The sequence below is a fragment of the Candidatus Pantoea formicae genome (assembly GCF_011752625.1).
GTDB classification, from domain to species: Bacteria; Pseudomonadota; Gammaproteobacteria; order Enterobacterales; family Enterobacteriaceae; genus Pantoea; species Pantoea formicae.
In genome coordinates this window covers 25,453-51,249 of record NZ_VWXD01000003.1, presented here as the reverse complement: position 1 = coordinate 51,249, position 25,797 = coordinate 25,453, and the positions used below count along the sequence as shown (strand labels likewise).

18 protein-coding genes are annotated in these 25,797 nt (G+C 55.3%); 10 read left to right on the top strand and 8 right to left on the bottom strand.

The genetic code is table 11. The annotated features are described in order from the left end of the window. The first annotated feature begins 1 nt into the window (after position 1). Both F3J38_RS09025 and F3J38_RS09020 read left to right on the top strand, forming a co-directional pair. Positions 2–2,974, top strand: coding sequence for a virulence factor SrfB (locus F3J38_RS09025; protein ID WP_167137268.1), 2,973 nt, complete (start codon positions 2–4; stop codon positions 2,972–2,974). Beyond that, complete coding sequence (locus F3J38_RS09020) at positions 2,971–5,343, top strand: virulence factor SrfC family protein (RefSeq protein WP_167137265.1); 2,373 nt, start codon at positions 2,971–2,973, stop codon at positions 5,341–5,343. The genes F3J38_RS09025 and F3J38_RS09020 overlap by 4 nt, the downstream gene beginning before the upstream one ends. Here the strand turns inward: F3J38_RS09020 and F3J38_RS09015 are convergent. From F3J38_RS09015 to F3J38_RS09005, 3 genes are all read right to left on the bottom strand, one after another. After that, entirely contained in the window at positions 5,340–5,606 is a 267-nt protein-coding gene (locus F3J38_RS09015; protein ID WP_167137262.1) for a barstar family protein, read from the bottom strand. The genes F3J38_RS09020 and F3J38_RS09015 overlap by 4 nt on opposite strands. 2 nt (positions 5,607–5,608) lie before the next feature. Beyond that, positions 5,609–6,043 (bottom strand): ribonuclease domain-containing protein, encoded by a 435-nt coding sequence (locus F3J38_RS09010; RefSeq protein WP_167137259.1) that lies wholly within the window; start codon positions 6,041–6,043, stop codon positions 5,609–5,611. A gap of 88 nt (positions 6,044–6,131) precedes the next feature. Next, a complete protein-coding gene (locus F3J38_RS09005; protein ID WP_038647181.1) occupies positions 6,132–6,479 on the bottom strand; it encodes a helix-turn-helix domain-containing protein in 348 nt (115 codons plus the stop codon). Positions 6,480–6,775: 296 nt separating this feature from the next. Here F3J38_RS09005 and F3J38_RS09000 point away from each other — a divergent pair, with 296 nt between their 5' ends. Both F3J38_RS09000 and oqxB read left to right on the top strand, forming a co-directional pair. Beyond that, the gene (locus F3J38_RS09000; RefSeq protein ID WP_167137256.1) at positions 6,776–7,930 is read left to right on the top strand and encodes an efflux RND transporter periplasmic adaptor subunit; all 1,155 of its coding nucleotides are present in this window, start codon (positions 6,776–6,778) and stop codon (positions 7,928–7,930) included. Positions 7,931–7,948: 18 nt separating this feature from the next. After that, complete coding sequence (gene oqxB / locus F3J38_RS08995) at positions 7,949–11,101, top strand: multidrug efflux RND transporter permease subunit OqxB (protein ID WP_167137253.1); 3,153 nt, start codon at positions 7,949–7,951, stop codon at positions 11,099–11,101. A gap of 935 nt (positions 11,102–12,036) precedes the next feature. Here oqxB and F3J38_RS08990 read toward each other — a convergent pair. Then, a complete protein-coding gene (locus F3J38_RS08990; protein WP_045814359.1) occupies positions 12,037–12,522 on the bottom strand; it encodes an RrF2 family transcriptional regulator in 486 nt (161 codons plus the stop codon). A gap of 177 nt (positions 12,523–12,699) precedes the next feature. Continuing rightward, positions 12,700–13,881 (bottom strand): MFS transporter, encoded by a 1,182-nt coding sequence (locus tag F3J38_RS08985; RefSeq protein WP_167137250.1) that lies wholly within the window; start codon positions 13,879–13,881, stop codon positions 12,700–12,702. Between the two features lie 156 nt (positions 13,882–14,037). Between F3J38_RS08985 and tus the strand changes: the two genes are divergently transcribed. After that, positions 14,038–14,964, top strand: a complete 927-nt coding sequence (tus, locus tag F3J38_RS08980; RefSeq protein ID WP_167137247.1) for a DNA replication terminus site-binding protein — start codon at positions 14,038–14,040, stop codon at positions 14,962–14,964. Between the two features lie 118 nt (positions 14,965–15,082). Here the strand turns inward: tus and fumC are convergent, their stop codons facing one another. After that, positions 15,083–16,480 carry a class II fumarate hydratase gene (fumC, locus tag F3J38_RS08975; protein ID WP_167137244.1) on the bottom strand — a complete coding sequence of 466 codons (1,398 nt, stop codon included), beginning with the start codon at positions 16,478–16,480 and terminating at the stop codon, positions 15,083–15,085. Between the two features lie 196 nt (positions 16,481–16,676). Here fumC and manA point away from each other — a divergent pair, with 196 nt between their 5' ends. Both manA and F3J38_RS08965 read left to right on the top strand, forming a co-directional pair. Then, positions 16,677–17,852, top strand: a complete 1,176-nt coding sequence (gene manA / locus F3J38_RS08970; protein ID WP_167137241.1) for a mannose-6-phosphate isomerase — start codon at positions 16,677–16,679, stop codon at positions 17,850–17,852. Positions 17,853–17,981: 129 nt separating this feature from the next. Beyond that, positions 17,982–19,481, top strand: a complete 1,500-nt coding sequence (locus F3J38_RS08965; RefSeq protein ID WP_167137237.1) for a YdgA family protein — start codon at positions 17,982–17,984, stop codon at positions 19,479–19,481. 73 nt (positions 19,482–19,554) lie between these two features. On the opposite strand, the gene malI is transcribed toward F3J38_RS08965, so the two are convergent. Next, positions 19,555–20,583, bottom strand: coding sequence for a Mal regulon transcriptional regulator MalI (gene malI / locus F3J38_RS08960; RefSeq protein ID WP_167137234.1), 1,029 nt, complete (start codon positions 20,581–20,583; stop codon positions 19,555–19,557). A 179-nt stretch (positions 20,584–20,762) separates the two neighbouring features. Between malI and malX the strand changes: the two genes are divergently transcribed. The 3 genes from malX (at position 20,763) to add (ending at position 24,644) form a co-directional block, all read left to right on the top strand. Then, on the top strand, positions 20,763–22,352 hold the full coding sequence (malX, locus tag F3J38_RS08955; protein ID WP_167137231.1) for a maltose/glucose-specific PTS transporter subunit IIBC: 1,590 nt from the start codon (positions 20,763–20,765) through the stop codon (positions 22,350–22,352). Further along, positions 22,349–23,527, top strand: coding sequence for a MalY/PatB family protein (locus tag F3J38_RS08950; protein WP_167137228.1), 1,179 nt, complete (start codon positions 22,349–22,351; stop codon positions 23,525–23,527). The genes malX and F3J38_RS08950 overlap by 4 nt, the downstream gene beginning before the upstream one ends. 118 nt (positions 23,528–23,645) lie before the next feature. After that, the gene (add, locus tag F3J38_RS08945; protein WP_167137225.1) at positions 23,646–24,644 is read left to right on the top strand and encodes an adenosine deaminase; all 999 of its coding nucleotides are present in this window, start codon (positions 23,646–23,648) and stop codon (positions 24,642–24,644) included. A gap of 108 nt (positions 24,645–24,752) precedes the next feature. Here the strand turns inward: add and F3J38_RS08940 are convergent, their stop codons facing one another. Then, positions 24,753–25,793, bottom strand: coding sequence for an oxidoreductase (locus tag F3J38_RS08940; RefSeq protein WP_167137222.1), 1,041 nt, complete (start codon positions 25,791–25,793; stop codon positions 24,753–24,755). Positions 25,794–25,797: the final 4 nt, after the last annotated feature.

The following is a 25,797-nucleotide window of genomic DNA, read 5'->3' as shown; positions in this document are numbered from 1 at the left end:
CATGTTGGCTCCCCTCATCGATGACAAACAAAAAATCACGCTGATTGAAGATAGCGGTGTGCAGTTTCTTGATTTCGGATTACGTCTGCCGGCACTCAATGCGCGTCGTCAGTTTGTGCGTCAAACCGCAAATGGTCCGTTGCTGCGCCTGAACGTAGACGGCAATAGCGGAAAATTCCTGCTCTATCCAGAAGATGGCGGTGCAGCGGAAGTGGTTCGCCCGGAATCCGATATTGCACTGGCTGATTCGTTAATGCTGCTGGCACATCAGTGGCTACCGCTGCCGGTATTACGCTGCACCAGCGGACGCCGCTTTATTGGTGGTCCTGATAACTGGGCTCGCCTGCATCTTGCCCCTCTAAGTCAACCGGACGCGGCCGGTAACACACACCGCATCACGCTGGCATTCGATACCCGCATCGTCCCTGAACAGGACGGCGGAGAGCAACACGGCCTGAGTAAAGCCGATGCACAGAATGGCGTGAGTTTCGCCCTTGCCTGGCACAATTATGAGTTGGGAGAATTCCTCGATCATACCTGGGTCGATGGCTGGCTGCGTGAAACCTTTACCCAGCAGGTTAATGCACTGGAGTCACGTCGTGAGCAGGAGTTGAATCAGGCTCTGCGTGAGTTTGAGTATCAGGCACACTACCTTAACCTGCTTGAGTTGCTGGGTGAGCAACTGGACCTTGCCGAGATTTATATCCAGGCCGCTTCGCTGCAAACGCCAGCGGTGAATGTCGATATCATTCTGGATGTGGGCAACTCACATACCTGCGGCATTCTGGTGGAGGACCACGCCGAAGAGAGCAACGGCCTGCGTCAGACCTATGAAATGCAACTGCGCGACCTTTCTGAACCCCATCAGGTTTATAACGAGTTGTTTGATAGCCGTCTTGAATTCGCAGAAACCCGTTTTGGTAAAGCCAACTTCTCGCTCGAGAGCGGACGTGAAAATGCTTTTATGTGGCCGTCACTGACGCGCGTAGGCCGTGAAGCCAGCCGCCTTGCGCTGCTGCGCGCCGGCACCGAAGGCAGCACCGGTCTTTCCAGTCCACGCCGCTATTTATGGGATGAAGCACGTTATCAGCCAGGCTGGCGCTTTAATGCCAATGGCAGCAGCGACGAACCGCAAGCCACCGCTCTGCCTTTCACGTTGCTGTTGAATGATGAAGGCCAACCGCTGCATGCCCTGGCGGAAGATGAGCGGCTGCCGGTATTCTCCGCCAGCTACAGCCGTAGCTCGTTAATGACCTTCATGTTATGTGAGCTACTGGCGCAAGCCATGATGCAGATGAACAGTGTGGCGCAGCGCCAGCGTATGCCACAGAGCCAGGCTCCTCGCCAGCTGCGCCATGTGATTCTGACACTGCCCTCCGCCATGCCTAAACCCGAGCGAGAAATTTTCCGCCGCCGCATGCAGGAAGCCATCGCGCTGGTGTGGAAAGCCGAGGGCTGGCACCCGGCAGAAGAGGCGTTCAGCCCGCAGAACCAGGCCAAAAGTTTGCGTCCCGTACCCGATGTCCAAATGGAGTGGGATGAAGCCACCTGTGGGCAAATGGTGTGGCTGTTCAATGAAACCCAGGTTAACTTTGCCGGCCGCGCCGAAGATTTCTTCAGCAGCATGGCGCGCCCAGACCGCCCGCGTGAAGCCGACGAAGTGCCGGGCAAAAGCCTGCGCATCGCATCGATTGATATCGGCGGCGGCACCACCGACCTCGCCATCACGCAATACCGTCTCGATGACGGCCAGGGTAACAACGTCAAAATCACCCCGCGCCTGCTGTTCCGCGAAGGCTTTAAAGTGGCGGGAGACGATATTCTGTTAGATGTGATTCAGCTGTGGATCCTGCCAGCCCTGCAGCAGAGCCTGCAAAAAGCCGGACTGACCCTAGCCGAACCGCTGATGAACAAGCTGTTTGGTCACGACAGTCGCATGGACGGGCAAGCGACCTTGCGTCAACAGGTCACCCTGCAGCTGTTTATTCCGCTGGCACAGGCGGTGCTGGAACGATATGAAAACTGGGACCCGCTCGATAGCCACAGCGAAATCAACGCACTGTTTGGCGAGCTGGTGCCACAAAAACCCGCCAGTAGCGTGCTGGCCTTTGTGAACGGTGAAATTCAACGCACGCTGGGCGGTGACAGCCGCTTCGATCTGCTTGAGGTGCCGTTGGTGGTGAGTATGGCGCAGCTGCATGGTGAATTCCTCCAGCATCGTATGGCGATCATTCCTGCGCTGCGTGCCATGTGTGAAGTGGTGTCACTGTACCAGTGTGACGTGCTGCTGTTGACTGGCCGCCCTTCGCGCTTCCCGGGCATTCAGGCGCTGGTGCGCCATTTACAGCCGCTACCGGGGAGCCGCATTCTGTCGCTGGAAGGCTACCACACCAGCGACTGGTATCCGTTCAACAAACAGGGTCGTATCGATAACCCGAAATCGACCGCCGCCGTAGGCGCAATGCTGTGCTTGCTGGCACTCGATCTGCGCCTGAGCAGCTTCTGGTTCCGCGCCGGGGATTTTGAGCCTTACTCCACCATTCGTTATTTGGGCGTGCTTGATGAGAACGCCACACTGAGCGATGACAACCTCTGTTACAGCGAAATCGATCTCGACAGCAGCGATTTCGCCCTGGACCGCAAAAGCAGTTTCCGCATCCGTGGCAACGTCTGCCTCGGCTTCCGTCAACTGGAAAACGACCGCTGGCCGGCCTCTCCGCTTTACAGCTTAAGCATCACCGACCCGCAGTTGGCCCGTAAGGTCGCCGGTGAGAGCGTGTTGCGCATTAAGCTGGCGGTACAGCCTGGCCCGGAAAACTTTGGACCTGAACGCCTGGTGTTAAGCGATGCACGTATGGATGACGGTACGCGCGTGCCGCTGGAACAATTGAGCCTGAAATTGAATACGCTGTCTGCCACGGGCAATGCCAACGCACAGTATTGGATTGACAGCGGGAGCGTCTGCAAACGATGAGAACTGCTAAGAAAACCACGCCGGTCACGGCCGCCAAGCGCCTCAGCCTGATGCAAGAGACACTGGATGGCGCATTGAACTGGATTGAGAATAACCAGGCGCAGGCCCCGCGCCTGGCACTGGAAGCGGATACGTTACGACTGCAACTGCGCCGTGCGCGCGTGGAGAGCCACGCGCTGGCACGCCAGTTGGCAAGGCCCGTGACCCTGGCCCTGTTTGGTCAGTCACAGGCGGGTAAAGCCTGGCTGTTGAGTGAAATGGTCGGTGACGCTCAAGGTCAGCTGATTGCCCGGCTGGGCGATAAGGTGGTGAACCATTTCCAGAACATCAATCCTGGCAATCTTGATTTTGCCATCGCCACCCGTTTCAGCCACCAGCGTGAAACCCAATCCAGCGCCTGGCCATTAGAAATGACGTTGTTGAGCGATGTCGAACTGGTTCGCCTCGCACTGGCCTGCGCCAAAACCGAGGAACAGCCGGATACTACAGTGATTGACAGCGCACTGCAGCGTTTGCAACGTCATCGCCAAGATGAGGCTCAGCCTGGACTCGACAGTGATGCGCTGATAACGCTATGGGCATGGAGTCGCCGCCAGCATCGTCACGCCGAAGTGCTGGATCGTCACTTCTGGCCACAGGCGATTGAGCTGGCCCCGTGGCTCAACGTGGATGACCGCGTACAACTCTTTGCCCTGCTGTGGCCGAACCAGGCAGCGTTGAACGAACAGCTGCGTAGTCTGATGCATCTCCGCCATCAGTTGCGCCAGGCCCCGCGTTTGCTCGCGCCGCTCAGCCTGTTGACAGATGAAGCTGCACTACCCGCAGAAAAACTGATCGGTCACGACGCGGATTGGCAGGAGATGGTTGAAGTCTGTCCGATTATCGCCAACCGCGTGGCTAAACCGCAGCAGGTGCCACTCGGCCTGTTATCGCTGCTGACACTGGAAATTACCCTTCCGCTTAGCTCAACGCCACGTCAGGCGCTCTATGATGAAGCCGATATGCTGGAGCTACCCGCGCCTGGCTTACCTGCCGATCAAGGACAGCAGGAAGAGCTGCTTCAGTTGCGCAAGCGAGATGCGCTGCGTGCCACGCTGCTGGAGCAGAAGCGTGCGCTACTGCCGGGCTTGTATGCCGCGCGTCAGGGCATTGATTTAATGCTGATTTGTACTGCTGCCAGTCAGCGGCAGGATACGGATATTGCCGTCAACGCGCTGCGTGAATGGCATATCCATCAACCCGTGGCCGCCAGCGGTGAGAAACCGCGTCTGATTTGGGCCATCACGCCACACGATGCTCGCTACCAGCAACAGCAGATTAATGTTGATGAAGCCGTGCAGCGCCAAATCGGCCAGCCGGGTCAAAGCTGGGGATCAATGCTGGCGCTGGATCGCGCAGGTGTCGACCGTATGGGCAGCTGGTTGCAGGATGAGATGCAGCCCGAAGCGCGCCGTGACCGCCTGGCGCAGCAGTTGAGCACGCTGCAACAAAAACTGGTCGAGCGTTTGCAACCCTGGACCGAATCCACCGCCACGCCAGAGCAGGCTGCACGTAAACAGGCCATTTCCGACACCCTGTTGAAATGCCTGCAGCATCGCACCGGTTTACATGGTGAACTGCTCGAACGGTTGCAACCCTCACGCGAAGCCGTACGCCAACTGTGGTTGAGCCAGAGCAGCACCACGGTCACACAGCACAGTGTTAAAACCGCTGCTGCTGAGCAGAGTTATTTCGGCATCGGCTTTGAATTTGACCTGTTTAAAGATGAGCCGGTCGCCCCCACCGAGCCGCGGAATGGCAGCGGTCAACGCGATCAGCAATTCCCGCAGCAGGTCTTTGCCCTATGGCTGGAGCATCTGCGTCAGTTGCCGGAGAGCCGGAGCTTGCTGGCGCTGCTCAATGTTGATAAACCGACGCTGGAGCTGCTGGTTGAGGAGCTGATCACCGCCAGTTTCCGCCTGAAGGTGCTGAGCAAACTGCAATCGGCGTTAAACGAGCCGGATGCGCAAGCCAGCGCGCATGAGGCGCGCACCGATCGGCAGGTGTCCCGTGCAATGACGGTATTAGGCGATTTTGTTGCCTGGCTAGGTTTTTTACAGCGTCCTGAGAGTGAGCGGCCTGAAAGTCGTGTGAATCGTGGGCAAACCATCTTTGCCCGACCGCCAGCACCGAGCGTAAGCTTCTCACCGGGACAACGCTTAACACGTTTATCCGCTGCCCCGGCCAATCACACGGCGTATTACATTTATGACTGGTTGGTGGGATTAAACTCGGTGATCGTAGAAAACAATGGCTACACCGGTGGCGGTGATTTACCCGCCAGTGCACGTCAGATGCTGGCCATTCTACTCTTGCCGTTACACGCCTAACGTACCAGGCGCAGCTCACCTTGCAGTTGCTGCGCCGCCTCTTCTAACAGCGCCAGTATCGGTGCAAATTCCGCCTGCTGGCTGGCGCTTTCTGCATGCTGTAAATGAATGGTTGCAGGCAACGCCATGCCGCCCGTCAGCCAGTCCCACATCGCATCCAGATTGTTACCAAAGTCGAGCGGGCAATGGCTCTGCTCCACCAGCGCACGGTAAAACGCCCGGCGGGTGCTGAGCTGTTGGAAATCGAACGAGAGCGTCAACATGCTTAGTTCACCTGTTTGAAGCTGCGATAGTGATCGGTCGTCAGAAAAATCAGACCATCTGAAGAGTAAAGCAGACGATCGGCATCGCGGTGACCGCAGTCGTAATTCACATCGGCTTCATACCACTGCCTCCCTGGTTGCATTGGCAGGCGCTGTTCACGATTGCTAAATCGATCGCCACCAATCGCCCGGCCCGGCAGGACATTGCAGAGATCGCCCTTGCTCGGGTTCCAGCCCTGACGGCGTGCTTCACTTTTGGTGAGGTATAAATCGGGTAATTTGTGATGCTGTTCAAGCCAGCGCGCCACGGTGTTGGCTTCCGTCAGTTGCGCGATATTGCTGTCGTGTGCGGGGGATTTGCCATTTAAGTGCGGCTTAAGTCCGGCCCAGGTTGCGGCCAGCGCGAAGATCAATCCAATCCAGAGTTTCTTTGACATAGTGACATCCTGAAGTTCAGGAGGCCGATGATAGCAGGATTATCGCGGAGAAGAACGCGGGCCAGCAAAGCTGGCCCTGGCGGAGGTGTTATTGCATCGCGCTAGCAGAAGGAACGGCATGACGTCGCCATGCGCCCGGCGCAACGCCATACTGGCGTTTAAAGCTGCGATTAAATGACTGCTGCGAATCAAACCCCAATGAAATAGCGACATTAAGGATCGGTTCGTTGGTGGTGGTCAAACGGTCCGCCGATTTTTTCAGTTTTTTGTTACGGATGTACTCACCTAGCGGGTAGCCGGTGTGTTCTTTAAACATACGCTGCAGATGCCACTTCGAATAACCGGCGCGCCCTGCTACGGTGTCCAGATCCAAACGTGCTTCAATGTTGTTATCAATCCAGTCGATCAGATCGTGAATAAATGCGTCGCTCATCATCCCATTTTCTCCCGTCGCCTTAACGAACAGTATCAGTATCAGTTGCAATTACACTTTAAGGGTGACTGACTATGACATTTAATGCAAGTTTTATTATTGCATTAAATGCCGCACTCGCCGTAGGGGCTTTCCCCCCTCTGAAACGAATTGATCAAAACAGCACATAAAGTGTATCAGATATTCTTGCAGATGCAGTTTGCAGCAGCCTACACTCATCGCGTTTTAATGCAATCTTAAAAGTTGCAGATTTTTCGTACATGACCTTTCTTTTTTCACACCAACGCGGAATAACAACAATGCATCTGCAAACATATGGGGTTCGTCGGGCAGTAAGCCTGTCAGGAGTGATGTTGCTGGGAAGCCTGCTGGCCGCTTGCGATCGGGGTGTGGCGCAAAACGCCCCGCCACCGCCGCCCGAAGTGAGTGTCGCGCAGGTGGTCGAACAAAAAGTCAGCCAATGGGATAGCTTCAATGGTCGCTTTGAAGCGGTGCAGAGTGTGCAGCTGCGCCCCCGCGTTTCCGGCTATATCGATCAGGTTAACTATCGCGAAGGCGATGACGTGAAAAAGGGTCAGGTGTTGTTCACCATCGATGACCGCACCTACCGCGCCACGTTAGAGCAGGCACAAGCTGAACTCGCCACAGCGCGCAGTCAGGCCTCGCTGGCACGCAGTGAGTCGGCACGCACCGATAAGCTGATTGGCACCAATGTGGTATCGCGCGAAGAGTGGGAACAGCGCCGTTCTGCTGCCAACCAGGCGCAAGCCAATGTGCAATCTGCGCAAGCCGCCGTCGATATGGCGCAGCTGAATCTTGACTTCACCCGCGTCACGGCACCGATTGATGGCCGTGCCAGCCGCGCGATGATCACCACCGGTAACCTGGTGACCGCTGGCGACAGCGCAAGCGTGTTGACCACGCTGGTGTCGCAGGATCGCATGTATGTCTATTTCGACGTTGATGAAGCGACCTATCTGCAATATCAGGCGATGGCGCGTCAGGGACAGAATCGCGGTTCGTTGCCCGTAGAAATTGCGCTGACTGGCGAACAAGGCTATCCACATCGTGGCACCGTTGACTTCCTCGACAACCAGCTGACCGCCAGCACCGGCACCATTCGCATGCGCGCTACGTTGGATAACCACGAACGTCAATTCACACCGGGTCTGTTTGCCCGTGTGCGCTTGCCAGGCAGTGCGGCCTTTAATGCGCTGTTGGTAAACGATAAAGCGGTGCTGACCGATCAGGATCGTAAATACGTTTATGTCGTTGACGCGCAGGGTAAAGCAGAACGCCGCGATATTCAGGCTGGCGAGATGGCCGATGGCTTGCGCATTGTGCAGTCCGGTTTAAAGCCGGGTGACAAAGTGATCGTCAATGGTCTGCAGAAAGTCTTCATGCCTGGCATGCCGGTGAAAGCTCAGCCGGTGGCAATGCGTTCCGCTCAATAACAATCGAGACTGCCTGTTATGGATTTCTCCCGCTTTTTTATCGACCGACCGATCTTCGCGGCGGTGCTGTCGATTTTGATATTTACCACCGGACTGATCGCCATTCCGCTGTTACCGATCAGTGAATATCCCAACGTGGTGCCACCGAGCGTGCAAGTGCGCGCAGAATACCCTGGCGCCAACCCCAAAGTGATTGCAGATTCCGTGGCGACACCGCTGGAAGAGGCGATCAACGGGGTCGAAAACATGATGTACATGAAGTCGGTGGCCGGTTCTGATGGTGTGCTGGTGACGACCGTGACCTTCCGTCCAGGTACCGATCCCGATCAGGCGCAGGTACAGGTGCAGAACCGCGTGGCGCAGGCTGAAGCGCGTTTACCTGAAGAGGTCCGTCAACTGGGCCTGACCACGCAGAAGATGTCCCCTACGCTAACGCTGGTGGTGCATCTGTTTTCACCGCATGGCAAGTATGACTCGCTCTATCTGCGTAACTACGCCACCTTGAAGGTCAAAGATGAGTTAGCTCGTCTGCCTGGCGTGGGTCAGATCCAGATATTTGGTGCCGGTGAGTACGCCATGCGCGTGTGGCTCGACCCTAACAAAGTCGCTGCACGTGGTATGACGGCTTCCGATGTGGTCAGCGCCATGCAGGAGCAGAACGTGCAGGTGTCTGCTGGTCAACTCGGTGCAGAGCCAACCAAAAAGGCCAGCGACTTCCTGTTGTCAATTAACACTCAGGGTCGTCTGGAGAGCGAAGAGCAATTTGGCAATATCATCCTAAAAACGGCTGACGACGGTACGCTGGTACGTCTGCGTGACGTGGCGCGTATTGAGATGGGTTCCGGTAGCTATGCGCTGCGTTCGCAGCTGAACAACAAAGATGCCGTCGGTATCGGTATCTTCCAGGCGCCGGGCGCCAATGCCATCGACCTGTCGAATGCCGTCCATGACAAAATGGCTGAGCTGGCGACCCGCTTCCCAGATGACGTTCAATGGGCCGCGCCTTACGATCCAACCGTGTTCGTGCGTGACTCAATCCGTGCCGTGGTGCAAACGCTGTTTGAAGCAATTGTGCTGGTGGTACTGGTGGTGATCCTGTTCCTGCAAACCTGGCGTGCATCAATCATTCCGTTGCTGGCCGTGCCGGTTTCAGTGGTGGGTACTTTCAGTGTGCTGTATCTGCTGGGCTTCTCACTCAATACCCTCAGTTTGTTCGGGTTGGTGTTGGCGATAGGTATCGTGGTGGATGACGCCATTGTGGTGGTGGAGAACGTCGAGCGTAATATCGCCATGGGACTCTCACCGACGGCGGCGGCGCATCAGGCGATGCGCGAAGTCTCTGGGCCCATTATCGCGATTGCCTTAGTGCTGTGTGCGGTATTTGTGCCGATGGCCTTCCTGTCCGGTGTGACCGGTCAGTTCTACAAGCAGTTCGCGGTGACGATTGCCATTTCCACGGTGATTTCCGCCATCAACTCGTTGACCTTGTCTCCAGCGTTGGCGGCTAAGTTGTTGAAAGCCCATGATGCGCCGAAAGATATGCCTACGCGTCTGATTGACCGCTTGCTCGGCTGGGTTTTCCGACCGTTTAACCGTTTCTTCCAGCGCAGTTCGGACGGCTATGAATCAATGGTCGGCAAAACCCTGCGTCGTCGCGGTGCGGTGTTTGGGGTCTATGTGCTGCTGCTGGCAGGCGCGGGCTTTATGTTCCATACCGTGCCAGGTGGCTTTATCCCGACTCAGGATAAGTTGTATCTGATTGGCGGTGTGAAGATGCCAGAGGGTTCATCGCTGGCGCGTACTGATGAAGTGATTCGCAAGATGAGCGAGATCGGTATGAACACCGAAGGCGTAGCTTATTCCGTCGCCTTCCCTGGCTTGAACGCCCTGCAGTTCACCAATACACCGAATACAGGAACCGTATTCTTCGGCCTGAAGCCGTTTAATGAACGTACCCGTACGGCTGCGGAGATTAACGCTGAAATCAATGCAAAAATCTCCAAAATCCAGCAAGGCTTTGGTTTCTCTATTATGCCACCGCCGATTCTGGGGCTGGGCCAGGGTTCGGGTTATTCGCTGTATGTGCAGGATCGCGCAGGCTTAGGCTACGGTGCATTGCAGACCGCCATCAATACCCTGTCCGGGGCGGTGATGCAGACGCCAGGCATGATGTTCCCTATCTCCTCGTACCAGGCCAACGTTCCACAGTTGGACGTGCAAGTCGATCGCGATAAAGCCAAAGCGCAAGGTGTGTCACTCACCGATCTGTTCAGCACGTTGCAGGTCTATCTGGGTTCATCTTACGTCAACGACTTCAATAAGTTCGGTCGTACCTGGCGTGTGATGGCGCAGGCAGATGGTGATTTCCGCAATAGCGTGCAGGATATTGCTAATCTGCGTACCCGCAACAACCAGGGCGAGATGGTGCCGATTGGCAGTATGGTGAACATCACGACCACTTATGGTCCCGACCCGGTGATTCGCTATAACGGCTATCCGGCGGCAGACTTAATAGGTGATGCCGATCCGCGCGTGCTCTCTTCAGCGCAGGCAATGGAAAAACTGGAAGCGATGTCGAGCCAGGTACTGCCAAATGGCATGAATATCGAATGGACCGACCTGAGCTACCAACAAGCGACACAAGGTAACACCGCCTTTATCGTGTTCCCGGTCGCTGTATTGTTAGCGTTCCTGGTGCTGGCGGCACTGTATGAGAGCTGGACCCTGCCACTGGCGGTGATCCTGATTGTGCCCGTCACTATGCTGTCCGCTTTGGTGGGTGTATGGCTGACAGGTGGCGATAACAATGTGTTCGTCCAGGTTGGTTTGGTGGTACTGATGGGGCTGGCGTGTAAGAACGCGATTTTGATTGTCGAGTTCGCCCGCGAGCTGGAGATGCAAGGTAAAGGGATCGTCGAATCAGCCCTCGAAGCCTGCCGCCTGCGTCTGCGCCCGATTGTGATGACTTCGATCGCCTTTATCGCCGGTACCATTCCGCTGATTCTGGGCGAAGGTGCCGGTGCGGAAGTGCGTGGTGTCACCGGGATTACGGTGTTCTCCGGGATGCTGGGCGTGACGCTGTTCGGCCTGTTCCTGACACCGGTGTTCTATGTGACGTTGCGTAAGTTGGTCACGCGTAAACAGCCGGATGCGGAAGTGCAGACGGTGTAGTTGAATCGCGATTAAAAACCAAAGGGGCCTTGAGCTTTAATGGTTATCAGTTAACGTCCTGTTCAGGTAAGGCTGTCATTTCCAAGAAATGGCAGCCTTTTCTTTTTGCACGGGTGGGCATGTTGGTGCGGGCCACAGCCCCTCTGCTGCTGCCGGGCCGTCCTCGCGCCGCTGCGCGGTGCCCTCGGCTGCAACGTCGTGCCGGCCGGAACGTTCGGGTACGGCCGTCCTGGCCTACCCGAACTGCCTGTCGCATCCCTGCGCCTGGCTCCTGGCACAACGTCTCCGCCTCAGCGCTGCGAATAGCCCTTGCAGCATCAGAGGCGCTGTGACCTCAAACACTGTGCCCTTTGTAGCAGTAAAAGCGCTATCGCCTAAGCCATCGCGTCCTTTCCCGCAGCGTAAACAGATGTTAGCAAGCAGGCTGGGGCCGCTCAGGGGATGGCATTTCGCAGCGCTGAACGGAATGAGGAGGCCAGGAGAGCCAGCATGGATGCTGGCGAAAGGTGCAGCCGGGACAGGGAAAGTCCCGTCTGCACCGGTCCGTCAGGCTGACGAGTGAAGTGAAGGTACCGCGTCAGAGGCGCGAGGACAGCCAGCCCCAGAGCGGCACCAGACTGCGTTATCACCTGAACACCAGTCTCTGAGCGGCGCCAGACTGCGTTATCACCTGAACACCAGCCTCTGAGCGGCGCCAGACTAAATTATCATCTGTACCATCAGCCCCTGAGCAGCGCCAGACTAAATTATCATCTGTACCACCAGCCCCTGAGCAGCGCCAGACTGCGTCATCACCCGATGCTTAACTGACCAGCATCGGGCCACTGAGACCAGATTTTTGCCTGTTTAACGAGAAACAAAAAAGGCCGTCATAGAATGACGGCCTTAGAGGATGGTATACATGTTGTGATGCGCCTTAAGGCGCATCAAGTAAATCAACGGGCTTTTTTGCAGAGTTCCGCGATCTCAAGCTCGGGTAACTCTTCGCAACTGCTGGTGTCGTGTTTCTTCAGCTCAGCCAGCGCATCCGCCACGGTGCGGGTTTCCAGCACTTTTAGGGAAGCCTCTTCGGCTTCTTCGGCAATCGACTTGAAATACCAGCACAAATTGGCACTGACAAGACAGCGCGGTGCAACATCTGGGCGTGATGCCCAGAGTTTTTTATCTTCGATGACCGAGGTATAAATATCGCGCAGCGTTATCTCCGCGGCTGGACGACCGAGATGAATCGAACCGGTACGGCCAAGCGTAGAGACGATGATGCCATCGCGCGTTAACGGAACCATAAGTTTCCGAATGAAACTGGGGTTCGCTTCAAGACCATACGCCAGTATGGCACTGGTCGAGCGTTTGCCCAGTTGCTCCGCCATCGCTACGCTCAAAACCATCTGCAAAGCTGTCGGGAAGCGGTAATCTAGCATTTCTGTATCCTGATTTGCGGTCTATCTTATTGTTTTCATACCGCGACAGTGAGTAATCAATGAGCAATAAATATAACAAACACTGTTGCTTTTTAGAAGCCAACTGCTGTGATCAAGGCACGTATTCATCATTTGATCAGGCAGAAGCGCACAGGCTGCTTAGTTTATCGCTCCCTTTTACGTTTGCGGCTTCAGTGCAGGCAATTTTTGCTTCAGCACCCCCACCAGCAACACGTTGATTAACGCCAGCAGGCACAGCAACCATAATGTGGCATTTGCGCCGAGTTGCTGAAAAACATATCCCCCTACCAATGGCGTTAACGCTTGGCCAATCAGTGCCGGACGCGCCATGCGCCCAACCACAATGGCATAAGCCTCTGGTTTGACCATTACTAGCGGTAAAGTTCCGCGCACAATGGCACGCAGGCCATTTCCGGCACCGTACAACACCATACTGACCAGCGCAAACTGCGGATATAAAGTCAGGAGCAGCAGGCCAATGGCCACTAACCCCACTGAAAAAAAGGTCGTCCAGATAGGATGTCCGCGCTTAAAGGCGATATCGACAATGCGCGAACCCACCTGGCAAGGGCCGAGAATGGCACTGATCGCTAAGGCTGCCGTTAAAGAGTGTCCACTCGCCTGAAGCAGGCTGATTAATTGCACCGAAATGGCGGTCATGATGACGGAAGCAAGGGTGAAAATGCTGCATAACAACCAAAACAAGCTGGGAGCCAATTCATCATGCCCTTGCCCTTTTTTCACCACAGGTTTAACTATCGGTGACCGGGGGGCGGGCAGCGCATAAAGATAGGCTGGGAGTACCGCGAGGCACAACAGACCGGCAATGGCAAAACACGCGCCCCGCCAATCCAACAAATGAATCAGCAACGCCGTGCCCGGCCACACCAACGAAGTGCAAAACCCAGAAATCAGGGTGATGCCCGTAATCGCCCCTCGCGCCTGCCCACCGTAAAGTGTCCCTAGCGTGGCAAACAGCGAATCATACAATCCCATGGCCATACCTATGCCGATAATCAGCCAGGCAAAGAGAAACAGCAGCAGATGGTGGCTGAATCCCATAGTTATCAACCCCAACGCCATGACGGCTCCGCTCGACGCCAGCAACGCACGACCATAAGACCTGGAAATCAATCGTCCGCTTAATGGTGCCAGCAACCCTGAAACGAGTATCCCCAGTGACAGTGCGCCGTAGACCCACTGCTGCGACCAGCCGGTTTCCGCCACAATGGGATTCGCCATCACCGCCATTAGATAAAATGAACCACCCCATGACAGGATTTGGACTAATCCAAGGGTGACGATGGCAGGAACGGCAGGTTTAGGGTGATGCTCCACGACATTTTTCCATTAGCAGGCAAAGTGTTGTTATAACACGTTAATCCTACTGGAAAAATGCTTGTGTGCCCTGCTTAGCGAATTGATGTTTTCAGAGTGGCAGATCGGCGGAAAATAGGATACGTTATAAGGTATGTTGTAACTATGGAGAGTAACATGCCTCGCTATGACTTAGTTGCCGACCTGCATGAGTGCGTTAACACTTTGGAGTCGGGTCTAAACACCCTGCGTCAGCAGGTTGAACAGCAACCCCTACTGATTGCGCGCACCTTCAGCCTGCCCGAAATTGAAAAAGGCCACGAAAATGACGAGATTGAGCGCATTGCGGTCACACAACATCTCGGTCAAAAAGCGCGAGACATGGCGCTTGCACATTACTGCCGGTTGTTTATGCAACATCAGTCGGAGAAGCTCAGTACTAAATCCGCAGTGCGTTTGCCAGGCGCGATCTGCATCGAAGTGGATGAAACCACCCGCGAGCAGATAAGCCTTCAGGTGGCGGATATCAATGCCCTTAAGCTGCGCCTGGAGCACCTGATCACCGTCGAATCTGGCCTGCCCAGTGAAGCGCGTTTTGAGTTTGTCCATCAGCATCTGCGCGGTTTGATCACTCTTAACGCTTATCGCAGTGTCACCTTGCTGCATGCGCCTGACAGCCTGCGTTTCGGTTGGGCCAACAAGAACATCATAAAAAATCTGACACGTGAAGCGGTGGTAGAGCAACTGGAACGCAGCCTGAAGGCGAACCGCGCGCAAGCGCCGTGGACGCGTGAGCAGTGGGCGGAGAAAGTACAGCAGGAGCTGGAGATGATTCTTTCTCTGCCTGCCGATGCCAAGCTGAAAATTAAACGTCCAGTAAAAGTGCAACCCATTGCACGCGTCTGGCGCGCCAGTGATAAGAAGCAGGTGCAGCTTGCCTGTCCTTCACCGCTGCTGGTGCTGTGCCGCGATAAAACCCAAGTACCGATTATTGGTGAGTTATTGGATTACGATGCCGACAATGTGTCACATCGTTACAAGCCGCTGGCACAGCCGCTGCATCTGGTGATTCCGCGACTGCATTTGTGGAGCGATCGCTTGTAAACGGCAAAAAAAACAGCGCGATAAATCGCGCTGTCTGGATGACGTTGCATCGCCGCGCCTGCGGCGTACGGTCGCAAGGCCGCACCCTACTTTTAGCAGTAACGTGCTGGCCTACTAACTATTGCTTCATACTGCCAACCATCTCTTCCGGACGTACCCACTCGTCAAACTGTTCTTCCGTCAGATAACCGAGTTTGAGCGCCGAGGCTTTCAGCGTCAGCCCCTCTTTATGGGCCTGCTTAGCAATTTCTGCCGCTTTGTCATAGCCGATGTGGGTGTTCAGCGCCGTCACCAACATCAGCGACTCATTCAGCAGTTGATCGATACGCTCGCGCACCGGTTCAATGCCAACCGCGCAATGATGGTTGAAGCTGTCCATGCCGTCGGCCAGCAGGCGAACGGATTGCAGGAAGTTGTGAATCACCATCGGACGGAACACGTTCAACTCAAAGTTGCCGGACGCACCACCGATGTTCACCGCAACATCGTTGCCCATCACCTGGCAGCACAGCATGGTCAGAGCTTCACACTGGGTAGGGTTCACTTTCCCTGGCATAATTGAGCTGCCAGGTTCGTTTTCTGGAATCGCGAGTTCGCCAATCCCACAGCGTGGACCGGATGCCAGCCAGCGTACGTCATTGGCAATCTTCATCAGCGAGGCCGCCAGCCCTTTCAAGGCACCGTGCGCATGCACCAGCGCGTCACAGGTCGCTAACGCTTCAAATTTGTTGGGTGCCGTGACAAAAGGCTGCTGAGTCAGATCGGCCAAAGCTTTAGCCACGCGAACAGCATATTCCGGATGGGTGTTCAGACCGGTGCCCACCGCGGTGCCGCCCAGCGCCAGTTCAGCCACATGCGGGATGCTGTGTTCGATGTGCTTAAGGTTATGCTCCAGCATCGCTACCCAGCCAGAGATCTCTTGGCCCAGCGTCAATGGCGTGGCGTCCTGCAGGTGGGTACGACCAATTTTAACGATGTCTTTGAAGGCTTCAGACTTCTCGCTCAGGGTCTTTTTCAGTACATGAATCTGCGGAATCAGCTGCTCCCGCACGGCGATGACCGCGGCCACGTGCATGGCGGTGGGGAACACGTCGTTGGAGCTTTGGCTCTTGTTAACGTCATCGTTTGGGTGAACCAAACGCGACATACCACGCTCGCCGCCGAGAATTTCACTGGCGCGGTTGGCCAGCACTTCGTTCATGTTCATGTTGGTCTGGGTGCCCGAACCGGTCTGCCAAATCGCCAGCGGAAACTCTTCACTGTGTTTATCCGCCAGGACTTCGTCGGCCGCTTTCAGAATCGCTTCCGCACGTTCTGCCGGAAGCAGACCAAGGTCGCGGTTGACCTGCGCCGCTGCACGTTTGGTTAACGCCAACGCATGCACCAGTGCAACGGGCATCTTTTCGGTTGAAATGCGAAAATGCTCGAGCGAGCGCTGAGTTTGTGCCCCCCACAACTTATCTGTCGGTACTTCGATCGGTCCCATTGAATCTTTTTCAATGCGATTCGCTGCCATGACTACGTCTCCTTAGCTCAGATTTGAGGTTTCCGCTCAGGTCGTCTTCCCGCGACGCCGTTGAGCGAGCAAGATTGTCACATACAAGAAATTAACATTATGCGAGCCCATCGCGTTTATTGCACTTGTTGATGTATTTTGTATGGCACTTTCTGCTTTAATAAGCCTATTTACTTACGGTTATTAAGGGTAAACGATGCAAAAAATGAACAATTCGCTGCAAAATTACGCTTGGGGCAGCAAAACTGCGCTGACCGAACTTTACGGCATTGATAACCCGCAGGGATTACCGATGGCGGAGCTGTGGATGGGTGCCCATCCCAAAAGCCCTTCTACGTTAGAGATCAACGGGCAAACCCGCTCACTGCGAGATGTCATCAACGATGACCAAACAGCGGTACTTGGGAAAGCCGTCGCCGATCGCTTTGGCGAGTTGCCGTTTTTGTTCAAAGTATTGTGTGCTGACCAAGCCCTGTCGATTCAGGTACACCCCAGCAAGGCCGCCGCAGAAGAAGGGTTTGCGCGTGAGAATGCCGCAGGCATCCCGCTGAGTGCCGCAGAGCGCAATTATAAAGATGCCAACCATAAACCCGAATTGGTCTATGCCCTGACACCCTTCCAGGCAATGAATGGCTTCCGTGAGATGCATGAGCTGGTTTCACTGCTTGAACCCGTTGCCGGTGCGCATCCGCAGATTGCGCATTTCCTGGAAAATGCCAATGAAGACAACCTTGCCAAGTTGTTTACCACGCTGCTGTCATTACGCGATGACCTGAAATTACGTGCATTAGGCGTGCTGAAATCGGCGTTGAATTCCCGTGAGGGTGAACCCTGGCAGACCATTAAGCACATCGCCCGCGACTATCCCGATGATAATGGGCTGTTCTCTCCCCTGCTGTTGAATGTCATCACTTTGCAACCTGGCGAAGCCATGTTCCTGTTTGCTGAAACACCACATGCTTATCTCAAAGGCGTGGCGTTAGAAGTGATGGCGAATTCTGACAACGTGTTGCGCGCGGGTCTGACCCCGAAATTTATCGATATCCCAGAGTTGATGGCTAACCTGAAGTTCCAGCCTAATCCGGCTGCGGCGCTCCTGACACAGCCACAACAGGACGGCACAACCCTCAACTTCCCGATCCCGGTTGAGGACTTCGCCTTCTCGATTCATGCCCTGTCCGCCACGCCACAATCACTGGCACAGCAGAGTGCAGCCATACTGTTCTGTATTGAAGGACAGGCTGTGATTGAGAAAGCAGGTGAGCAGCTGGTGCTGAAGCCGGGTGAATCCTGCTTCGTTGCCGCGAACGAATCGCCGGTCAACGCTGCGGGCACCGGTCGTCTGGCGCGCGTCTTTAATGCGCTCAACTGATCCGGCTGACGATACCAGCATTAACTGCTATTCTTTCAAACTATTAATTTAAAACGCCTGCGGGCGTTTTTCTTCACTCGTCGCCTCTCAATAGCGGCGTGCGGACCCAAGGATAAGGACGACTCAGCGATGAAAAAGACCAAGGTAGCCGTAGGTGTAATTGTAGCGATCGGCGTAATTTGGACAGGCGCTTCCTGGTTTACCGGCAAGCAGTTGGAAAGCCATATGGACCAGATGTTGCAAAATGCCAATACGCAGCTGAACGCCTATGCACCCAACAGCCGCCTGACGCTCAGCTATCAGGATTACCAGCGTGGCATCTTCAGCAGCAAAACCAAACTGGTGATTCAGGCCAGTTCGCAAACCGAAGACAATCCGCTGCTGAAGCCGGGTCAAAGCATCGTGCTGAACGAAACTATCGATCACGGCCCCTTCCCGTTTGCCCAGTTGAAGCGTGGCAGCCTGATCCCAAGCATGGCGTCCGTGCATACCGAACTGGAAAATACCGATGCGGTGAAGAAACTGTTTGAGCTGACAGACGGTAAGTCACTGGTCACTGCTGACACTCGCGTGGGTTACAGTGGCGCGACCGATACCGCATTGAATCTCATCGCAGTTGACTATAACAACGCGCAGACGGGCGATCGCCTGGCCACTAATGGTGGCACGTTGGAGATCAGTGCCGACAGTAAAGGCGACAAAGTCAGCCTGAATGGCGATTTCTCCAGCATTGCCGTCACCAGCAAAAATCAGGTCGAGCAGCCAGTACTGTTCACCTTGAATGGCTTGAAGCTGAAGGGTGATACACACCTCAGCCCTGAAGGCGTGCGCGTCGGCGATCAATCCATTAGCCTGGATAAGCTCAACGCCAGCGTAGATGGTCAGGAAGGTTTGTTGCTTGAGAAGCTGAATACCAAGTCATCTTTTGACAACAAAGACGGCAAAATTGGCGGCAATCTGGACATGACTGTCGATAATATCAGCTTGCAAAAACAGCCGTTCGGCGAAGCTAAGCTGGCCATGAAATTTGCCCAGTTTGACGCTCAGGCGGTCAAAACCTTCTCTGACACTTACAACGCACAGATGCAGGATTTGCTGAACCAGCCTGGCGTGGTTGAGGATCCTGTACGTTATCAGGCTAGCGTGCAAACTATCCTGAAAAACAATCTGCCGACCCTGCTCAAAGGTGCCCCTACCGTGAGCATTGCACCGTTGAGCTGGAAAAACGATAAAGGCGAAAGCACCTTTAACCTGAATATCGGTTTCAACGATCCCGCCACGGTGACCGGTGAAGCGCAGAATCTGGGTGCCGCCGTGGACCGCGTGCTGAAAACGCTGGATGGTAAGCTGAACATCAATATGCCGATGGCCACCGAAGTGATGCGCCACGTGGGCCTTGCTGAAGGCTATCAGAGCGACGATGCACAGAAGCTGGCGGATCAGCAGGTGAAAGGTTTGGCAGCGATGGGACAAATGTTCCGTCTTACGCAGCAGCAGGATGACAACATCACCACCAGCCTGCAGTACGGCAACGGTCAGGTCACCATGAACGGCGATAAAATGTCGCTGGAGCAGTTCCTTTCACGCTACATGCTGGGTGCACAAACCAGCGAAGGGATGCCGGAGTAAACATAGGATGCAGCGCCGAACCGGCGCTGCTTTCTGGCGGCACCTGTATGCGCCCTTTCCCATCACGCTTCTTCTACTCTCCACCGCGCACCAAACGCGGCGGTACGATCAACGTTTGCACTTCGGCTTCCGGCTGCGATAGCCGCTGTAACATACGCTCTGCTGCACGCCTTCCTACATCTCGCGCTTCACTGCTGACAAAGGTTAATGAAGAATCATAGGACTCGCGCTGCGGATCATCATTGAAGCCGACCAAAGCCATCTTCTGTGTGAAGTAACTGTCTACCGCATCCTCACCCAAAGAACGCCCACTGTGCAGTGCGCCAAAATAGCAACCGAGTGTGGTACTGGCATTGTGAGCAATAATCGCCGTGATACGGGGATGATGGTGCAGCAAGTCTTGCGTCAACGCTAAGACATTTTGCTGGCGGTCGTCACATTCAATGATCCAATCCGCCCGGAACGGTAAGCCGTATTGCAGTAAGGTCGCACAATAGCCACCAATCCTTTCAGCACGCGTGAGCGAAGAGCCCAATCCCCCGATCCACGCAATACGTTGGTGTCCCTGACGAATCAGGTATTCCGTGGCGATGCGTGCCGCCTGGCTGTTATCCGGCCGTAGCGAGTCGACGCTGTCCAGACTGCTGGCACGGGCAGCGCAAATTAACGCAATCTGCTGTTCCTGCGCTTGTGCGATCAGCATCTCTGCCTGTGCCACCGCACCGCCGAGTACGATACCATCCGCACCCTGCGCGGCGAGGGAGTCAAAACAGCGCTGAAGGTTCTGTCCATGCTGACCACTCTGCGTCAGCACCAGCACTTTGCCCTGCTGTTCCAGAACTTCACTTAATCCGGCGGTCATCGCGGCATAAAATGGCTGACTCAGATCGCGCACGATCAGGCCAATCACCCCGCTCTCGCCGCCGCGCAGTATCGAAGCCGAGCGGTTGCGTACATAGCCGAGTTGTTCAATCGCCAGATTGACGCGCTCAGCCGTCGCGGAAGAGATACGCCCTTTCCCGGAAAGCACCAGAGAAACGGTAGAGACTGAAACCCCGGCAGCCTGTGCAACATCGTGAATAGTGGTTTTTAGCTGGGACATCGCGTTCCGTTTCCAACAACTGATGAAGAAACAAAGAGGTAAAACGTTACACTGATTAACGCAAAAATAAAGCCTGGGATTAGTCACGCTTTGTGATTATAGCCACAAAATTGCTTGGTAAAACGTTTTATCATTCTTTACCACTTTGATCGCTTGTCATTTTTTAGCCAGGAGAGACTATGTCCGCCAGCCGCCCCAAAATGTCACTTTGGGAATTTTTCCAGAGTTTGGGTAAAACCTTTATGTTGCCCGTTGCCCTGCTGTCGTTTTGCGGCATCTTGCTTGGCATAGGCAGTTCACTCAGCAGCCACGATGTGCTGACCCTGATCCCGATGCTCGATCAGCCGTTCTTGCAATACCTGTTTATCTGGATGGCGAAGCTCGGTTCATTTGCCTTCAGCTACCTGCCGGTGATGTTCGCGATTGCGATTCCACTGGGCATGGCGCGTGAAAATAAAGGCGTCGCAGCGTTTGCCGGGTTTGTCGGTTACGCGGTGCTTAACCTGAGCGTCAACTTCTGGCTTAACATCAATGGCATTCTGCCCACCACCGATGCGGCGGTGCTGAAAGCCAACAACGTGCAGAACATCCTCGGCATTCAGTCGATCGATACCGGCATTCTCGGCGCGGTGATCGTCGGTGTGGTGGTGTTTTGGCTCCATGAACGGTTCCATAATATCCGTCTGCCGGATGCGCTCGCCTTCTTCGGCGGGACGCGTTTTGTGCCGATTGTCACCACCGTTGTCATGGGCTTACTCGGCTTAGTGGTGCCGCTGATTTGGCCGTTCTTTGCCCGTGCGATCACAGGTCTAGGTTGGATGATCAACAGCGCCGGTGAATTTGGCCCGATGATCTTCGGCACCGGTGAGCGTCTGCTGCTGCCGTTTGGTCTGCAGCACATTCTGGTCGCCATCATTCGCTTTACCGATGCGGGTGGAACCATGGATGTCTGCGGCAAAAGCGTCAGCGGTGCATTAACCATCTTCCAGGCGCAACTGGCTTGCCCGGATACCCACGGCTTTGCGGAAAGCGCCACCCGCTTCCTGTCGCAAGGCAAAATGCCTGCCTTCCTCGGTGGCCTGCCGGGTGCAGCCTTAGCGATTTATCACTGCGCGCGCCCTGAGAATCGCCACAAAATTAAAGGCCTGCTGATTTCTGGCGTGGTGGCTTGTGTGGTCGGCGGTACCACTGAACCGATTGAATTCCTGTTCCTGTTCGTGGCACCGGTGCTGTATCTGATCCACGCCCTGCTGACCGGTTTAGGTTTCACCGTGATGGCAATTCTCGGCGTGACCATCGGCAATACCGACGGCAACGTCATTGACTTCTTCGTGTTTGGCGTGCTGCACGGCCTCTCCACCAAATGGTATTGGGTGCCGGTGATTGCTGCGGTGTGGTTCGTCGGTTACTACGCGATCTTCCGCTTCGCCATCACCCGCTTCAATATCAAAACACCGGGTCGCGAAGCCGAAACCAGCAGCGTTGAACAGCAGGTGAGCCGCGCTGGTGTGGGTAAATCAGGTTATAACACCCCGGCGATCCTCGCGGCATTAGGGGGTATCGACAACATCACGTCACTGGATAACTGTCTGACGCGCCTGCGTCTGTCCATTGCTGACATGAGTAAAGTGGATGATGCCGCGCTCAAAGCCAATGGCGCTATCGGCGTGGTGCATCTTAATAAAACCAGTCTGCAAGTGGTGATCGGTCCGCAAGTGCAGTCGGTCAAAGATGAGATGGCACATCTGATGAGCGCAACGGCATCATGATAAAGCCCTTTGATTTTGATGCTGTGGTGGATCGCCACGGAAGCTGGTGTACGCAGTGGGACTTTGTTGCCGATCGTTTTGGGGTCGCTGATCTGCTGCCCTTCACGATTTCGGATATGGATTTCGCCACTGCGCCCTGCATTATTGATGCGCTGCAACAGCGTGTGGAGCACGGCGTATTCGGCTACAGCCGCTGGCAGCACGATGATTTTCTCTCAGCGATCCAGCACTGGATGCGTAGCCGCTTTGCCACAGAGGTTGATGCGTCATCGCTGGTCTACGGCCCGTCAGTGATTTACATGGTGGCGCAGATGCTGCGCCACTGGACGCAGCCCGGGGACGAGGTATTGATTCATACCCCGGCCTACGATGCGTTCTACAACACGATACGCGGTAATCAACGCCGCGTACTGGAACTGCCGTTACAGCGGCAGGGAAACCAATGGCACTGCGATTGGGATCAGCTAGCGGCTTTGCTGGCGCGGCCACAGTGCAAAGTGATGTTGCTGTGCAGCCCACACAATCCTACTGGCAAAGTGTGGCAGCGGCAGGAGTTGCAGCAGATGGCAGCGCTGTGTGAACGTCAGGGTGTGAAAGTGATCAGCGATGAGATCCATATGGATATGGTGTTGAGCGCGGAACGGCATACGCCGTGGAGTGAGGTGGCGCAATCCCCTTGGGCCCTGTTCAGCTCCGCCTCAAAAAGTTTCAATATCCCAGCGCTGACCGGTGCCTGGGGAATCATTGCCGATGAGACCGATCGTCAGGCATGGTTCCATGCGCTGAAGCAGCAGGATGGCCTATCGTCGCCTGCGGTGATGGCAGTGGCTGCGACCATCGCCGCCTACCGTGATGGCGCACCCTGGCTTGATGCCTTACGGGCGTATCTGCAGGAGAATATGCAGCATATCGCCCAACGCTTAAATGATGCGTTTCCGGCACTTGGCTGGGCGCCACCCGCCGCCACCTATTTGGCGTGGATGGATCTCAACCCGCTCGGCATTGATGAACAGGCCCTGCAACACCAGTTGATCCATCATCACAAGGTGGCGATCATGCCAGGATCGACCTACGGCGAAGCCAGCAGAGGTTATTTGCGTCTGAATGCCGGTTGTCCGCGAATTAAGCTCGACGATGGGCTGGACCGCCTGATTGCCGCCTTAAAAGCCTATTGAGTTTCGATGGATGCTGATTAATTCAGCATCCATTGCGCGCTTTGCGCAAATCACTGGCACTGTTGCGCAAGTTGTTTTTATAATGCTCTGCACTTTATGAAACTTTTGCGAGTGCGACATGATTGACCTGAAACTCCCCCTGACTGACATCCACCGCCACCTTGATGGCAACATCCGCGCACAAACCATCCTTGATTTAGGTCGCCAGTTTAATCTCGCCTTACCTGCCAATTCCCTCGACGATCTGCGCCCACATGTGCAAGTCACCGCCAACGAGCCAGACCTGGTAAGCTTCCTGCAGAAGCTGGATTGGGGCGTGAAAGTGCTTGGCGATCTCGATGCCTGCCGCCGTATCGCGCTGGAAAACGTGGAAGACGCTGCACGTGCTGGCATTCACTACGCTGAATTGCGCTTCTCGCCGGGTTATATGGCGATGACCCATCAGTTGCCAATTGCCGGCGTGGTAGAGGCCGTGATTGACGGCGTGCGCGCTGGGGTAAAACAGTACGGCGTCGATGTGAATCTGATCGGTATTATGAGTCGTACCTTCGGTGACGAGGCATGTTTGCGTGAGCTGGAGGGCTTGTTAGCCCATCGCGATGGCATTACTGCGGTAGACTTAGCCGGTGATGAGCTGGGCTTCCCTGGCAGTGAGTTCCTCAGCCATTTCAATCGCGCACGTGACGCCGGTTTCCGCATTACGGTTCATGCAGGTGAAGCGGCGGGTCCAGAAAGTATCTGGCAGGCGATTCGTGAGCTGGGGGCTGAACGTATCGGACATGGCGTGAAAGCGATTGAAGACCGCGCCCTCATGGACTTCCTGGCTGAACAGCGTATTGGCATTGAGTCCTGCATGACGTCTAACATCCAGACCAGCACCGTGGCTTCACTCGCCAGTCATCCGCTGAAAGCCTTCCTGCAGCATGGGATTCTCGCCACCATCAACACCGATGACCCAGCCGTTCAGGGCGTGGAACTGGCGCATGAGTATGAAGTTGCTGCTCCACAGGCAGGATTGACGGCAGAAGAGATGCGCCAGGCTCAGGAAAATGGCGTGACCATCGCGTTTCTCAGTGATACCGAGAAAGCCGCGCTGCGTCAGCGTGTGGCGGGATAACCGCTTTTTAAATAAATAAGGTGCGCAGGTATGCGCACCTTAAAATTAAGGATGAGCGTGCCAATGAATGCACGCCCTTAATTCCCTACATAGCGACCGTGAATCCTGTTACTTCAGTGACATTGTCTGGCGCTTCTCAGCAGACTGCAGACCCAGTTCAATCAATTCCATCACCTGAATCGCTTCTTCGGCATGCACCGGGTTTGCACCCGTACCGGCAATCGCATCGCGAATCGCCGCATAATACGCCGGATAGTTGCCTGGCAGCGTCAACAACTCTTTCTCCACCATCACATCACCTTCGGCGAGTGTCAGCGTACCGTTGCGCATGTCATAACCCCAGTCCTCACGCGGTGGACGCTCGCCCGCTTTCAGGCGATCTTCCTGCGGATCAAGACCGTATTTCACATAGCTGCCACGGGTGCCGTGCACCACAAAACGGGCGGATTCCGCCGCAACCAGCATACTGGCATGCAGCACAACGCGACGCGTTGGATAGGTCAATACCGCATGGAAATAGTCGGTGGTTTGCGCACCCGGACGCAACTCTGCCATATCGACGTTAATAGCAACCGGCGGGCCAAACAGCTGTAGAGCCTGGTCCAGCACGTGCGGCCCAAGGTCAAACCAGATACCGCTGCCAGGCCCTTTCATTTCACGCCAGCGTTGACGAACTTCAGGGCGGAAGCGGTCAAAATGGGATTCAAGATAACGCACATCCCCCAGCGTGCCGTCAGCCAACAGGGTTTTCAACGTCAGGAAATCACTGTCCCAACGACGGTTGTGGAACACGGAGAGCAGCAACCCCTTGGCTTTCGCCAGCGCATCCAACTCACGCGCTTGTGACAACGTCACGGTAAACGGCTTGTCGACCACCACATGCTTGCCTGCATTGAGTGCCGCTTTAGCCAGTGGGAAATGGGTATCGTTCGGGGTCGGAATTACAATCAGTTGCAGTGTCGGGTCATCCAACAGAGCCTGTGGATCAGCCACCACCTGCACCGAAGGCCAGTCAGCGTGCACTTTCGTGGCATCGCTGCTGGAGATCGCCGCAAGTTCAACGCCTGGCGTACCGGCGATCAAAGGTGCATGGAAGGTTTTGCTAGCAAAACCATAGCCCATCAGGCCGACACGTAATTTATCGCTCATTCTC

Bases quoted from the DNA above. Each gene is read 5' to 3' on its own strand.
- F3J38_RS08965 (WP_167137237.1), top strand. From the start codon at position 17,982: ATGAAAAAGACCAAGGTAGCCGTAGGTGTAATTGTAGCGATCGGCGTA.
- fumC (WP_167137244.1), bottom strand. From the start codon at position 16,480: ATGGCAGCGAATCGCATTGAAAAAGATTCAATGGGACCGATCGAAGTA.
- F3J38_RS09020 (WP_167137265.1), top strand. From the start codon at position 2,971: ATGAGAACTGCTAAGAAAACCACGCCGGTCACGGCCGCCAAGCGCCTC.
- tus (WP_167137247.1), top strand. From the start codon at position 14,038: ATGCCTCGCTATGACTTAGTTGCCGACCTGCATGAGTGCGTTAACACT.
- F3J38_RS08950 (WP_167137228.1), top strand. From the start codon at position 22,349: ATGATAAAGCCCTTTGATTTTGATGCTGTGGTGGATCGCCACGGAAGC.
- malI (WP_167137234.1), bottom strand. From the start codon at position 20,583: ATGTCCCAGCTAAAAACCACTATTCACGATGTTGCACAGGCTGCCGGG.
- malX (WP_167137231.1), top strand. From the start codon at position 20,763: ATGTCCGCCAGCCGCCCCAAAATGTCACTTTGGGAATTTTTCCAGAGT.
- F3J38_RS09015 (WP_167137262.1), bottom strand. From the start codon at position 5,606: ATGTTGACGCTCTCGTTCGATTTCCAACAGCTCAGCACCCGCCGGGCG.
- oqxB (WP_167137253.1), top strand. From the start codon at position 7,949: ATGGATTTCTCCCGCTTTTTTATCGACCGACCGATCTTCGCGGCGGTG.
- F3J38_RS08990 (WP_045814359.1), bottom strand. From the start codon at position 12,522: ATGCTAGATTACCGCTTCCCGACAGCTTTGCAGATGGTTTTGAGCGTA.
- add (WP_167137225.1), top strand. From the start codon at position 23,646: ATGATTGACCTGAAACTCCCCCTGACTGACATCCACCGCCACCTTGAT.
- F3J38_RS09025 (WP_167137268.1), top strand. From the start codon at position 2: ATGTTGGCTCCCCTCATCGATGACAAACAAAAAATCACGCTGATTGAA.
- F3J38_RS09000 (WP_167137256.1), top strand. From the start codon at position 6,776: ATGCATCTGCAAACATATGGGGTTCGTCGGGCAGTAAGCCTGTCAGGA.
- F3J38_RS09005 (WP_038647181.1), bottom strand. From the start codon at position 6,479: ATGATGAGCGACGCATTTATTCACGATCTGATCGACTGGATTGATAAC.
- F3J38_RS08940 (WP_167137222.1), bottom strand. From the start codon at position 25,793: ATGAGCGATAAATTACGTGTCGGCCTGATGGGCTATGGTTTTGCTAGC.
- F3J38_RS09010 (WP_167137259.1), bottom strand. From the start codon at position 6,043: ATGTCAAAGAAACTCTGGATTGGATTGATCTTCGCGCTGGCCGCAACC.
- manA (WP_167137241.1), top strand. From the start codon at position 16,677: ATGCAAAAAATGAACAATTCGCTGCAAAATTACGCTTGGGGCAGCAAA.